Source organism: Xylanibacter muris (genome assembly GCF_013166605.1).
GTDB lineage: Bacteria > Bacteroidota > Bacteroidia > Bacteroidales > Bacteroidaceae > Prevotella > Prevotella muris.
The window spans coordinates 66786-81481 of the sequence record NZ_JABKKF010000007.1 but is presented as its reverse complement, the minus strand read 5'-3'; the positions used below and the strand labels follow the sequence as shown (position 1 = coordinate 81481).

Here is a 14696-nt window from a genome sequence, read left to right as displayed (position 1 = left end):
AAAACAGCGGGAAATCAGATGCCTTTACGTTAAAAAACAAAAAAGCGTAACATAATGACCCGAATCACCATTGTAAACATTCAAGAACGTATTTCCCGTTCAGGAATGTCGTCCGGCAATACTGAAAAAAAACTTTTTTTATTCTTCGTATATTCTATCAGACGGTGGAAAGTATGATTTCGTGAGAGCAAACCACCGTTACCTGTGATGATAAGATGTTTTCTCGCACGGGTCATTGCCACATTCAGCTTGCGGTCAATAAGTTTTCCGTCCTCTTCAAATACATTCTCAGTGAGAAACTCAAGCTGGTGGTATTTCCTTATTGTAAACCCATATATAATATAATCACGCTGACTGCCCTGATAACGCTCAACAGTATCTATTGTGATGCCTTCAAGCTCCGGAATGTTGTATTTCCCGATGATATTGCGCACAGTGGAAATCTGGTTGCGATACGGTACAATGACTCCGACAGTGAGCAATGGATTAAAACTGTCACGGTTCTGCCGGAATATCCTTACCACAGCAGAGGCAATAATCATTGCCTCATTACGGTTTACATTCTCCGACGACGAATCATCAGGTGCCGGCACATCAATAAAAGCTACACGCGTACCGGTAAGCATGGCTGTCATGTGGTCATTATCTCCGTCAGCGGACGGTATCAGTTTCTCAGTCTGATGGGGCAGAGGCACAGCCCTGAGCTTTCCGCCATAGAACTCCTGATTCGGAAAATCCATTATTTCCGTATGCATTCTTCCCTGACCGGTCAGCATGAACGTAACGTCGTCATTATCCTTATATTTCCTAAGCATGCGCTCAAAGAAAGACAAACGGCAGTCATAGAGAAAAATATCGTTCAGCATGGATTCAGTGACAGCCGACTCATCGGCTGTCTGACGCACCACGGCAGGAAGTTGTTTATAGTCGCCTATCAGGATAAACTTGTCTATTGCCGAAACATTCCCGTTTGCAGAGCCATGGCAGGCGGCAAGAATTCCCATAAGATGAGGTTCGAGAATCTGTGAGGCCTCATCAATTACGGCAAGTGTGAATCTCTTTATCTTAAAGATGGAAGTATCTGAGTTGTAGGCTGTTGTCGTACCGACAAACACTCGTGTACTTTTTATTTCCTCATACAGCCGTGCAATGTTCTCATACGATTTCACTTTCTCTTCCATTAGAAAACCTCTATACTCCTCACCGCATGAAAGACGGCTGCCGATACGTATAAAATCAATGTCATGCTCTGTAAGCTTTCCGCATATCTCGTCGACAGCCCTGTTGGTGTATGCGAGAAGCAACACCGAAGAATCAGGCTCGGTCAGTTCCTCCAAAAGCGCATACAGCAACCCAAAAGATGTCTTTCCCGTGCCCGGAGGCCCTATTATTATGAAAAGGTCTCTTGCCTGTTTCGCTTTCAGCGCAAGGGTGTTGAATGAGGCATATTCTCCGTTGAGCCTGATACTCTTGTCCGTCTGGGGTTCACGCTGCATCAATATAAGATTGCGGCGTTCCTTGGGAGCAGACAGGAAAGCGTGCATGCCACGGTAGAGCGAATTGACAGAAGACTCGAAAAAATCGTGCTCTATCGCCCATTTCCGGTTTTTATTCCCACATGTGTTCAGATAAATGAAAATATGCGCATCTGCCTGCACCGATTTCAGGCACAGCCTTATTCTGTCTGTGGAAATCCGATCTATTGAGCATCTGAAGACAATAGTCTTCCTTATATCCGGTTCCGTACCCTGGTCGTAGGGATATAGAATAACAGTATCCCCCCGGCGGAAGTTGGCCATGTCGTTGTCAGCACTGTCGCTGAATCTAAGCACGACGTTGTCTACACTTCCGGCCGTCATACTGTCGGGCGACACAAGTGTGAGATTGTCGTAGATGTTTCCGGAAGCAAGTTTTTCCACGATACTGTCATGCCATGTGGAGGCGAAACCGGAGCAAGGCCTCTTCTTGTCGCCTATTTTCGAAAGCAGATGTTCATTGGCAATGAATGTCATCATTCTATAGTAGTAGGCAAGTTCCAGCCTTGAAGCTTCGTGTATCGGACGCAAAAGGCCGTCAACTGACGGTTTGACATACATCTCCCATAACTTTCCGTGCACCTGATTGGTATTCAGCCTGTCGGCCGAAAGCTCCCCGAGAATTTTCATTCCTCCAGCCGCATACCTGAAGTCTCCGTATACTATGCCGTTACGTATTCTTATAGCCTGCCATACCTTTTCCGGCGCAAAGCCGGTACCGACAAGTCCGTTTTTGTATTTTGAGTATAAAAGAAAAGAATAAAGGCTTTTACCGTTCCTGCTGTATTGAACATGAAAATTATAGCGGATGAGTGTCATGTAAAGCAACAGCTGGACATAGTGTTTCAGCTGCGGTGACGGAGAATCCGGGGATGGCTGGGGATATGCCCCCCTACCCGATTTCTGCTCCACAAGCACCTTGAAGTCGAGCTGCAGGAAGTCCATGCGTCCCTGTATTCCAAGCATCTCGGAAAAAAAAGACGGTTCAAGGATAATATTACGCGGGTTATACGTGCCTACACTTTTTGCAAGGTCTTCTCCTACAGCCTTGCATATATTACGCTTCTGATTCCTTGCATTTTCATGAAATTCCCTGCCGGTTCCGGCCGTAAGGATTCCGATGGCGTTATTACGGAAAAACTTTCCGGCGCTTTCATTATAAGTCATACCGGCACTGTTTATCTCCTCATCGAGAAGCTGCGATGCGAAATTTCCAAGAAGAACAGGCTCTGTGCATGCACTTGGCTTGATCTTGTTAAGGAGATGTAAAAGAGGCGAGACTGTATAGTCCTCGAAGCATGTTGCAATAGCCGATATATCGACAAGATAGTCAGGCTCGAGAATTATCAGTTCAGGATACAGCACCTGGTCTTTCATTACCGGACGGATAATGTTCAACTGTGCGTTTTCATATAGCATATCGCCCAGATAGCTCCAGTCGTAAGGATAGTTTCTGTTTTCCGTATAACAAACCGTGACCTGTGCGGCCCCGTCCGTGTCAGACGTCCCGTAAATGAAATTGCCGTCCCACCTGTTTACGATTATGCGCATATAGTCTTTAGCCACAGCCGTCCTTCTCTCCTCCGGTTTCCTTGCAGGAAAGAGTTCTGCAACTTCTTCAGGAACGGGAATGCCGTATATCATGCAGACAAACAGACAAAGAGACTCAAAATCCGCATAAAGAAAATTTTCCAGCATTTCCGTCTCAATGACACTCATGCGCCTAAGTCTCACACGTGTGTCGTTTACAGCCTTCCTCAACCTGTTATCCGCCTTATGCTCCTTAAGCAGGAAATCTATCTTTGCAAACGGACCTATAAGCTTTATTCTCAGTTCTCTTGTATTTTGGTTTATTACCCTTTGCAATGTAGAACCGAACATAGAATAGGTTTTGCGGATATCATGAGTATTCACAGCCGCCAGCAGTTCGCTGATGTAGTCTTCGGCATTCTCACTGATATATTCCGATGTGACGTCATTGATATTTCGACAGGTCATGGTAAAAGAATCTATTGTGGTTTAATGAAAACGTCTTGTAAAGTTAGACTTTTATCCATAGACTGCCATGCTGACGTTTTATTTTTATCTATATTTAACGTGTATTGTCCGAATGAAATTCTTTTATTTATTTTATTTCCTGTAATTTTGCATTCATGATTCTCCTGTAATCCCGATGCCGTATGGCAAACATCAATTAAGAATCAGGAGACTCCGTTAACAGTATATACAAATCAAAAAAAGATATTTTAAAGAAATGAAAAGCGATCCGAAAGAGTGTCTCTATTGTCAGAACAACGAGACTCTGAACAATCTTATGATTGAAATTGCGAAGCTAAGCGTTTCGCGTGTATTCATATTCAAGGAACAGACATACCGTGGACGTTGTCTCATGGCCTACAAAGACCATGTTGACGACCTCAATCTCTTGAGCGACGACGACCGTAACGCCTTCATGGCAGACGTTGCCAAGGTTACCCGTGCGATGCAGAAAGTGTTCAACCCAGACAAAATAAACTATGGCGCCTACTCTGATACTCTTGAGCATCTTCATTTCCATCTTATTCCAAAATACAAGGGAGGTCCTGATTTCGGAGGCGTGTTCAGAATGAATCCGCAGAAGGTTTACCTGACTGACGCTGAATATGAACAGATGGCGGAAGATCTGAAGAAAGAAATTCTTTAAGTCGGAAACTTCTGATACCGATAAAACGTATAATGAGGAATCCCGCACAATTATATGGCTGCGGAATTCCTCATTATACGTTTATTCCTTCTGACTTAACAATGCACCTGACTACACACTACGGTGTTACTTACATTATTATATCCCGGCCATTGCTATCGTTCAAGCCGTTTATTGTCTGTATGGGAAAGCATTATGAATCCGTTATCGGTTTTTATAAAGTTCTCATTTAACAGTTCATCCAATGCAGCATCACAAACGGCATTGGAAAAACTCATAATTTCCAAATCTGATGCCACATGGCGTTTCCCATCGCCCAGAATCCTTATTATCTGCTCTTTGGCCTCGCTTATCTTCCGTACATCCTGTTCTTTTCCTGTTTCCGCCAGACACACATCACACAATCCGCAGGAGTGTGCGGTTTCTTCACCGAAATATTCAAGAAGCTGTGAGCTACGGCACACCGTATCATTTTCCGCGTATGAAATAACAGCTTCGATACGCCTTCCCGCTGCCGCCTTAAGGTCCTCATACACCTCACGTCCGATGTGGATGTATTGCGAATCTTCACGGTTCTGAGTGTATCTTAATGTAGGAGTGGTGCTCCTGGGCACGTATCTTATTATATGTTTTCGGTTAAGTCCCTTCAATATGTTATAAATCTCATTTTGAGACATTCCCGTATTCATGGCCAACACAGCCTCCTCTATAAGCTGATATTCCACGAACAGTCCGGTATAGTTTCTCAACAGGGCTTCAATTACGCTGTCCTCTTCCACCGTATTGTTCTTCAATCTGTAGAGTCCGTCACGCTCAAGAATAAACATCACCCTTGATTTATGGTCCTCGTTGTCGCGATACTCTATATATCCAGCACGTGTAAGGATTTTAAGTGCCGATTCCGCCCTTGTCTGAAAGTGCCTGTAGATGCGACAGAACTTATCCATATTAAACTCAAATGAAAGCCCTGCTCCCGAGCCGACCCCTATCTGATAAAAATATGCGATATGATCGTATACCTGCCTCACGTATTCCTTTTCCGGAAAACTCACACAAAGAGAAGTCTTAAGTCTGTTTGTGTCATACTTGTCATAAAGCAACACGGCATAGGCCTTTTTCCCGTCGCGTCCGGCACGCCCGGCCTCCTGAAAATAGGCTTCTATACTGTCCGGACAGTCCATGTGTATCACTGTCCGGACGTCCGGTTTGTCTATGCCCATTCCGAAAGCGTTTGTTGCGACAATCACTCTCACCTTGCCTGTCTGCCATTCCTTCTGTCGCCTGTCTTTCACGGCATCTTCAAGTCCTGCATGATAGTAGGTGGCATCAATCCCGTTATTACACAATACTTTCGAGACATCCTTTGTGTGATTTCTGTTTCTTGCATATACAATGGCACATCCTTCAACAGCCGATAGAATGTGTATCATTTCCGACATCTTATCTTCGGTATACCTTACCACATAGGCAAGGTTTTTGCGTTCAAAACTCATTTTGAACACATTTTCGCGCCTGAAACCCAACCTTTTCTGTATATCCGCCACAACTTCTCCAGTGGCCGTAGCCGTAAGTGCGAGTACCGGCTTGCCGGGCAGCAGACGCCTTATCTGCGCTATCCTGAGATATGACGGTCTGAAGTCGTAGCCCCACTGGCTTATGCAGTGCGCCTCATCCACACAAATGAAAGAAACTTTGGTGTGGCGCAGCTTGGCTTGAAACAAATCTGTAGAAAGTCTCTCCGGTGAGACATAAAGAATTTTCACTGCACCGAAAACGGCATTTTCCAAAGTTGTGATGATTTCGGAGTGTGTCATTCCGGAATATATGGCCGCGGCCCTGACGCCTCTCCTGCGCAGGTTATCCACCTGGTCTTTCATCAGAGCTATAAGGGGTGTCACAACTATACATGCCCCGTCCATGGCGAGTGCCGGCACCTGAAAGGCAATCGACTTGCCACCTCCGGTGGGCATCAGTCCTAAAGTGTCGTCGCCTCTGCAGATACTCTCTATTATTTCCCGCTGTATGCCTCTGAAGCAGTCATATCCCCAATATCTTTTCAATATTTCAGAATACTTGTCGGCCATGATAAATACTATTCTTCCGTGTATTGTTATTCCTGCGTCTGTTCTTCCTCCGAAGGTTTGATGTCTTCTATCTGCAGTTGCACATCGCCTCTCTTATATATATTCTCCTCAATGGTATATACTATGTCGAAACTTCTCTTGCTTTTTATGTACCTTGCCGAAGCGCTCTGTCCAAAGGCTATTCCGTTCATGACGTTGCTCGACTTGCAGTCTACAAGCTCGAGTTTGATATGCTCCTGCGAGCGTCCCACAACCTTGCTTGTGCCGTAGTCATATACTCTTTTCGTACAGAAGAAAGGTTTCGGATTTCCCGGACCATGGGGTGCGAACTTCTTAAGGTCGGCATGCTGCTTCTTCGTGATATCCTTGAAATCAATCTCTTCCTCAATGTCTATTATGGCTTGAGTCTGTTCCGGCCTGATATGCTCTTCCACATATTGCTGGAACCTGGCCCTGAAAGCCGGTATGTTTTCCTTTTTCATCGACAATCCGGCAGCATAGGTATGTCCTCCGAAATTCTCAAGAAGATCGCTGCAGCTTTTTATAGCTTCATATATATCAAAACCGGATACGCTACGTGCCGACCCCGTTGCCATTCCACCGCTGACGGTCATGACAACTGTCGGGCGGAAGTACAGTTCGGTGAGCCTCGATGCCACAATACCGATGACACCCTTTTTCCAGTTTTCATCATAAAGTATGATAGACTGCAGGTGTTTCTGTTCCTCAAGCTTTGACACAATCTTGTTTGCCTCTTCGGTCATCTGCTTGTCCACATCCTTGCGTTGGTCGTTATATCTGTCTATGCGGCTTGCTTCCTCGAGCGCTCTTTTAAGATCTTTCTCCACAAGCAGTTCCACGGCTTCCTTTCCGCTCTGCATACGGCCCGATGCGTTTATGCGCGGCCCTATTTTAAAGACTATGTCACTCATCGTCAGCTCCCTGCCTGTCAGCGAGCAAATTTCTATGATGGCCTTAAGCCCCACAGAAGGATTGCTGTTAAGCTGTTTCAGTCCGTGGAAAGCGAGTATTCTGTTCTCTCCCATCACCGGCACGATGTCTGAGGCTATGCTCACTGCACAGAAGTCAAGTAGCGGAATCAGGCGCATGAACGGTATTCCGTTGTTCTTGGCAAAAGCCTGCATGAACTTGAATCCCACCCCGCATCCTGAAAGATGAAGAAAAGGATATGTGGAGTCATGACGCTTGGGATTCAGTATCGCCACGGCAGGAGGCATGACCTCATCGGGCACGTGATGGTCGCATATAATAAAATCAATTCCGTGCTCCTTGGCGTATGCAATCTCCTCCACGGCCTTTATTCCGCAATCGAGCACAATCACAAGTTTCACACCGTTTTCCCTTGCATGGTCAATTCCCTTATAGCTCACCCCATACCCTTCTTCGTATCTGTCGGGTATGTAGTATTCTATATTTGAGTAGAATTGCAGCAGGAACTTGTATACCAGTGCCACAGCGGTACATCCGTCCACATCGTAGTCTCCGTAAACCATTATCCGCTCCTTCCGTCCCATTGCGTCGTTCAGACGGTCTACGGCCATATCCATGTCATTCATAAGGAACGGGTCGATCAGTTCATTGAGCATAGGACGGAAGAACCTCTTTGCGGCCGATTCGGTCTTTATCCCACGTCTTATCAGCAGGTCTGCGAGTATGGGACTCATGTTGATTTTCTCAGCAAGTTCCATGGCTGCTTTCTGCCTTTCAGGCGTGGGCGGTTCATAATTCCATTTAAAGTGCATTTATATTTTGTTTTTATTTGTCGAATTAGTAGAGATAATGCTATTCCATGCCTACTGTGTCTTTTATGACAGCTGCCGGTGTAAATAGCATTACCAGCCTGTAAAGTTAATAAAAATAATCCGAATACTCATATATGTCATTATATTTTAAAAAAGAATTAACTCATTGCCGCGCACCGCCGGCGCCTCCGACATTTTACGGCAACAGAATAAGAAACAGCGGTAAAAGAGGGGATACGCATGGTACATTAGAAGACCGCAGAAATATATGAACAGAATTTATAAAACGCATTGAGGGAGCAACCGTCGGCTGCTCCCTCAATGCGTTTTATATTTCAACCGGTTTTCACCGTTTTCTTCAGTATGATGTCTCTTTCCTCAATTACTCACCGTCATATTCCGGGCGAAGCTTACGCACGGAAACAGCGGCACGCCACATTTCTTTGTTACGCATTTCCTCAAGCTCCTTGTTAAGTCCCTCACGATAGTCTGGCTTGGAGTTGCTGTCAATGGAACGCTGGGCCTCATCACCTGACTTTACCGACAGATAAAGCCATTCCATCACCGGCTTGATAGCATCCCGGAAGCGCGGAGCCCAGTCAAGCGCGCCACGCTGGGCCGTTGTGGAACAGTTTGCATACATCCAGTCCATACCTTTTTGGGCAAACAGGGGCATAAGACTCTGCGTGAGTTCCTCTACAGTCTCATTGAACGCTTCCGAAGGAGAATGTCCATGTTCGCGAAGAACCTCATACTGCGCTTCCAGCAAGCCTTCAATGGCCCCCATGAGAGAACCGCGCTCACCGGTAAGATCAGACACAGCCTCACGCTCGAATGTTGTCTTGAACATATAGCCCGCACCGATACCTATGCCAAGCGCCAGTGTCTTCTCCTCAGCCTTGCCCGACACGTCCTGATACACTGCATAGGAACAGTTGAGGCCGCGCCCTTCCTTAAACATGGTCCGCAACGATGTACCCGACCCCTTTGGAGCCACGAGAATGACATCTATGTCCGCAGGAGGCACAACTCCCGTACGGTCACTCCAATTCACGGCGAATCCGTGAGAATAATATAATGTCTTCCCTGCGTTCAGATACTTCTTTACAGAAGGCCAAGCCTGAATCTGACCTGCATCGGAAAGCAGCATACATATCACCGTTCCCCTCTCTGCCGCCTCTTCTATTGAAAACAGCGTTTCACCGGGAACCCACCCGTCTGCCACCGCCTTATCGTATGTCTTGCCCTGACGCTGGCCTACAATGACGTTGAAGCCGTTGTCGCGGAGATTACATGCCTGTCCTGGACCCTGAATACCATAGCCGATAACGGCGATTGTCTCGTTTCTTAAAACCTCACGGGCTTTATCCAATGAAAATTCCCTGCTGGTAACAACTGTCTCGGATATGCCACCGAAATTCATTTCTGCCATAATTATCTATGTGTTTTTAAATATAAAGCCACAAAACGGGCCTTTAAATTAATACTTGTTCCTTATTATTTATTAACCGCATGCAAAAGTATACAATTAAAACCAAACAACCAAATTTACTTTCACTTTTTTACAAAAACAATCTTACTTCTGCAAACTTCCACTTCTTTCAAGTTCTCCGGATTCGTCTTTACTATCCTTACACAGTATTCCCCGTCTGCCGTTTCTTCACGGAAAAAGCTCAGCCTGTCTCCATAATAACTTTCGGCAACATAGGCAATCTCAAATCGCCCTATACGGTTCTCGCGGTAATTGTCGAGAGAGAACAAGTCGAGCACATGCTCTATATATTTAACGGAGTTGATATGCCCGTTCACATCCACATCATTATAATGCGTGTCTATAGTCCGGACTAATTCGGCGTTGCCACTCATCCTGACACGCGAGCCTTTCTCCATCGGGCATTCCTTTTCCGTCTCTATCCAGTTTACTATTTCACCGTCACGAACAGCCATAATGTCCTGCGGCTGCCGCGTTCCTGTATCTATCATCGCCCATACGCTACGGCCATAACCGTATATCGTGCCATCTTCTCCTACCACACGGAAATTGCGGTTTGTGAAATAACGCATGGCACTCTCCACCCATGTCTCCACATAAAACCGTGTATACTGTTCCGGCATCTCTTCCATTTCTATCGCCAGACGCGACAGCACCCATGTCTTATGTATGGGATTCAGATATGTCATGCCGAAACCGCGTTCCGATGAATGAAAATCGGCCGCATTGAGCATGTGATTGCCCAGATGACCCATAAAAAGACGTTTCGAGAAATCACAATGAAACGGCTCCGACATAAAAAGATACTTTCCTACCTTGTCCATTCCTATGTTTTTATTTTGTATTTATCCTGTTTACAGACAAACCGCATATATGATATACGCACATTGTCCGACATTATCACTGACTATTACACATACAGGTCATACACCTGTCTGCTCTCCTGATTCCCTCTCGCAAAGAAACATGCTTACCTCCTCCTGGGGGCTCCGCGTCACGGCTATACGTCCGGAACGCGTATACTGAAGTATACATCCAAAGTCGTCAAGCACATGATAGAGACTCATTATCTCCTCTGTGCGCCCGCTTTTCATCACTATCACGTATGTGGGATTTACCTCCGTAATAAAGGCATCGTGACGCCGTACCGTACGCGAAATCTCCGGATTGGCCATCACGTCGGGAGTAGAAAGTTTGTAAAGTCCGGTCTCCCTTATATAAAGGTCCTCATCGCGATAAAACTTAGCCATCACGACATCTATCTTTTTCTCTATCTGCCTTGTTATCTTCGTTATCTGGTCTTCATCGCTCCATGCCGTTATCGTATACTTATGGATGCCGTCGATGCTCGATGCAGAGACATTCAGGCTCTCAATGTTCACCTGACGGCGGGTGAATACCGCTGTTATCTGGTTAAGCACACCGGCGATATTCTCCGAATAAACCAATAAGGTATATAATGTCTTTCCTTCCATATATTTATATTTTAATCTCCAGCAACATTCCGTCTACACTGCTTCCGGGAGGGGTCATCGGCAACACGTTGTCTTCCTCTCTCACGGCACACTCAAGAATATACGGCCCGTCGGTAGCAATCATATCCGCCACGGCCGCATGCAGGTCTTTTCTGTCCGTCACGGCACAATAGGGAATGCCGTAAGCCTGCGCTATATGCGCATAACACGGATTCGCCATCCTTGTGAACGACTTGCGTCCGCAGAAAAACATATCCTGCCACTGCCTCACATTACCAAGATAATTGTTGTTCATCATTATCATCTTCACCGGTATCCGATGCTCCATTATCGTGCCAAGTTCCTGAATGCTCATCTGGAACCCTCCGTCTCCCGAGAACATGCATACCATACGCCCCGGCGCCCCGAAGCACGCTCCCACAGCCGCCGGAATACCGAATCCCATCGTACCGAGACCTCCGCTGGTCACTATGGACCGTTTTTTGTTATACTTGAAATAACGGGCCGAGAACATCTGGTTCTGCCCCACATCTGTCACGAGCACGGCATTTCCACCTGTGACTTCTGAAACGGCATTCACCACCTCACCCATGAGCAGCGGTCCGTCCTCCGGATATATCGCCGGGCGGACAACCTTCTCTTCCTCCATTGCCTGAAGCGGCCGGAAACTCTCTATCCACTGCGTGTGCCTTTTCTTGTCGAGCAGACGGGTTATAGCGGGAAGAGTCACCTTACAGTCGCCTATGACGGCAACGTCAGTCTTCACGATTTTGTCTATTTCCGCATTGTCGATGTCGAGATGTATCACTTTCGCCTGCCTTGCGTATGTGCTTGTAAGACCGGTGACTCGGTCGCTGAACCTCATGCCGACGGCTATAAGCACATCGCACTCCTGCTCTTTCACATTCGGTGCATAGTTGCCATGCATTCCAAGCATTCCCACATTCAGCGGATGTCCCGACGGCAACGCCGACAGCCCAAGCAAAGTGCGTGCAGCCGGAATATCCCCACGCTCGATGAACTCAAGCAATTCGTCCTGCGCATTACCGAGTTCCACCCCCTGCCCTATAAGCGCAAGAGGCTTCTCCGCATTATTTATAAGTTCAGCCGCCCGGACTATGGCATCGGAAGACGGAACGGGATACGGCACATAACTGCGCACAAAGCCGACCCGTGACGGCACCCACTCTGTAGTGCCCGTCTGGGCATTCTTCGGGAAATCAAGCACCACCGGACCAGGACGTCCGGAACGGGCAATATAAAAAGCCTTGCTCACAGCCCACGCCACGTCCTCCGGCCTGCGTATCTGATAACTCCATTTCGATATGGGCTGGGCCACGCCTACAAGGTCAACCTCCTGAAACGCATCTGTCCCAAGCGCACCCACACCCACCTGACCGGCTATGACCACAATCGGTGTGGAATCCATCATTGCATCGGCCACGCCGGTAAGCGTGTTTGTGGCACCCGGACCGCTGGTGACCAGACATACTCCGACCTCGCCGCTCACACGGGCATACCCCTCGGCCGCATGGGCCGCAGACTGCTCATGACGCACAAGTATATGTTCGAAAACTTTCCTCTCACCACGCGTATAATCATACAATACATCAAACACAGGCATTATCGCACCACCCGGATAGCCGAATATAGTGGTAACGCCTTCGTTCTTAAGAGCCCTCATCAATGCTTCGGCTCCGGTTATTATTTCTTTTGACATAATATTCTTCTTAGGCAGGTTCTACAAGCAGCTTTAATACTCTCGGTTTAGTCCGCACAGGGGGGGGGAGACAATTATAGTATCCTCACCCCTCCCTTATCAGCCGAACTGACACTTTTCGCATAGGCCTTCAGGGCTTTCGACACCTCTCGTCTGCGCCTAAGCGGCTGCTGCGGACGCGAGGCAAGTTCCTCGGGACTGAGCCTTACGTTTATGCTGCGGTTAGGGATATCTATATCTATAATGTCGCCATCCTTTATCTTTCCTATGTCTCCTCCGGCCGCCGCCTCAGGGGATATATGACCGATGCTAAGTCCGCTTGTCCCTCCGGAAAAACGTCCGTCGGTTATCAGGGCACACTCTGTTCCAAGATGCATGCTTTTTATATATGATGTAGGATAAAGCATCTCCTGCATTCCCGGACCGCCCTTCGGCCCCTCATGGGTAATCACCACACAGTCACCGCTTCTCACCTTTCCACCAAGAATCCCATCACAGGCGTCTTCCTGGGAGTCGAATACCTTTGCCGGACCGGAGAACCTCCATATACTCTCATCAACACCTGCTGTCTTCACCACACATCCGTCCGCGGCAATGTTGCCGAAAAGCACCGCAAGTCCCCCGTCTTTAGTATAGGCATGCTCAATATCACGTATACATCCATCAGTACGGTCGGTGTCAAGCGTTGCCCATCTCTCATCCTGACTTCCCATAACCGTGGAGAATCTGCCTCCCGGCGCACTGCCATATATACGTTGGGCTTCCGCATCGATGTCATGTGCCGTGATGTCGTATCTTTCCATCTGTTCGGCAAGCGTCCTGCCATCTGCTCTCAAGGCGGAACCGTCTACAAGCCCGCCTTTGGAAAGCTCGTTCATTATTCCAAGTATACCACCGGCACGGTTGCATTCCTGAACACTATATTTACGGGTATTAGGAGCCAGCTTGCACAGACACGGCACGCGTCGGCTGAGGGCATCAATGTCTTTCATGGTAAACTCCACACCGGCCTCCTGCGCCACTGCAAGCAGATGAAGCACCGTATTCGTGCTTCCGCCCATGGCAATATCAAGAGCCATGGCATTCATAAAGGCCTTACGGGTGGCGATGCTCAGCGGCAGAACACTCTCGTCACCGTCCTCATAATAGGCAAAGGCATTTTCCACAATCCTGCGCGCTGCGTCCTTGAACAGGCGAATCCTGTTCTCATGCGTGGCAAGTATCGTACCGTTGCCCGGCAACGACAGCCCCAAGGCCTCTGTCAGCGAATTCATCGAGTTTGCCGTAAACATACCCGAACAACTTCCGCATCCCGGACAGGCACAACTCTCCAGACGTTCCATATCCTCATCCGATACGGATGGATCGGCTCCGCTGACCATTGCCGTGATAAGGTCGGCATTCTCTCCTTTCCACCTGCCGGCCTCCATCGGACCTCCCGAGCAGAACAGCGTTGGAATATTCAGCCTCATTGCAGCCATCAGCATGCCAGGAGTGACCTTATCGCAATTGGAAATACATATCATCGCATCCGCCTTGTGGGCATTAACCATATACTCTACACTGTCTGCGATGATATCACGGCTCGGCAACGAATAAAGCATACCGTCATGCCCCATCGCTATGCCGTCGTCAATGGCAATAGTGTTAAACTCGGCGGCATAGCATCCCATTGCCTCTATCTCATGCTTTACAATCTGTCCTATCTCATGAAGGTGGGTATGACCAGGAACAAACTGCGTGAATGAATTGACCACAGCAATTATCGGTTTGCCGAACTGCTCACGTTTCATTCCCGCAGCCACCCACAGTGCACGGGCACCGGCCATTCTCCTTCCTTCGGTGCATACGGCACTTCTCAACTGATGTTTCATAATCTTTACACCTAATATTATATATACCTTTCATAATATGCCATACCGTCATTTCCATCCGGATTACAGG

The 14696-nt window shown here is 47.5% G+C and carries 9 protein-coding genes; 1 reads left to right on the top strand and 8 read right to left on the bottom strand.

The features are described from left to right. Nucleotides 1–80 precede the first annotated feature (80 nt). Nucleotides 81–3533, bottom strand: a complete 3453-nt coding sequence (locus tag HPS56_RS08495; RefSeq protein WP_172275722.1) for an AAA domain-containing protein — start codon at nucleotides 3531–3533, stop codon at nucleotides 81–83. A gap of 256 nt (nucleotides 3534–3789) precedes the next feature. Here HPS56_RS08495 and HPS56_RS08490 point away from each other — a divergent pair, with 256 nt between their 5' ends. Then, nucleotides 3790–4218 (top strand): HIT family protein, encoded by a 429-nt coding sequence (locus HPS56_RS08490; protein WP_172275721.1) that lies wholly within the window; start codon nucleotides 3790–3792, stop codon nucleotides 4216–4218. Nucleotides 4219–4373: 155 nt separating this feature from the next. Here the strand turns inward: HPS56_RS08490 and HPS56_RS08485 are convergent, their stop codons facing one another. The 7 genes from HPS56_RS08485 to ilvD all read right to left on the bottom strand — a co-directional run bounded on the left by HPS56_RS08485 (nucleotide 4374) and on the right by ilvD (nucleotide 14626). Further along, complete coding sequence (locus tag HPS56_RS08485) at nucleotides 4374–6302, bottom strand: RecQ family ATP-dependent DNA helicase (RefSeq protein WP_172275720.1); 1929 nt, start codon at nucleotides 6300–6302, stop codon at nucleotides 4374–4376. A 26-nt stretch (nucleotides 6303–6328) separates the two neighbouring features. Next, on the bottom strand, nucleotides 6329–8065 hold the full coding sequence (recJ, locus tag HPS56_RS08480; RefSeq protein WP_172275719.1) for a single-stranded-DNA-specific exonuclease RecJ: 1737 nt from the start codon (nucleotides 8063–8065) through the stop codon (nucleotides 6329–6331). A 382-nt stretch (nucleotides 8066–8447) separates the two neighbouring features. Further along, the gene (ilvC, locus tag HPS56_RS08475; RefSeq protein WP_172275718.1) at nucleotides 8448–9497 is read right to left on the bottom strand and encodes a ketol-acid reductoisomerase; all 1050 of its coding nucleotides are present in this window, start codon (nucleotides 9495–9497) and stop codon (nucleotides 8448–8450) included. A gap of 122 nt (nucleotides 9498–9619) precedes the next feature. Next, nucleotides 9620–10381, bottom strand: a complete 762-nt coding sequence (locus HPS56_RS08470; protein WP_172275717.1) for an acyl-[acyl-carrier-protein] thioesterase — start codon at nucleotides 10379–10381, stop codon at nucleotides 9620–9622. 99 nt (nucleotides 10382–10480) lie between these two features. Then, entirely contained in the window at nucleotides 10481–11032 is a 552-nt protein-coding gene (gene ilvN, locus HPS56_RS08465; protein ID WP_172275716.1) for an acetolactate synthase small subunit, read from the bottom strand. Between the two features lie 4 nt (nucleotides 11033–11036). Beyond that, nucleotides 11037–12752 (bottom strand): biosynthetic-type acetolactate synthase large subunit, encoded by a 1716-nt coding sequence (ilvB, locus tag HPS56_RS08460; protein ID WP_172275715.1) that lies wholly within the window; start codon nucleotides 12750–12752, stop codon nucleotides 11037–11039. A gap of 74 nt (nucleotides 12753–12826) precedes the next feature. Beyond that, a complete protein-coding gene (ilvD, locus tag HPS56_RS08455) occupies nucleotides 12827–14626 on the bottom strand; it encodes a dihydroxy-acid dehydratase (RefSeq protein WP_172275714.1) in 1800 nt (599 codons plus the stop codon). Between the last annotated feature and the right edge of the window lie 70 nt (nucleotides 14627–14696).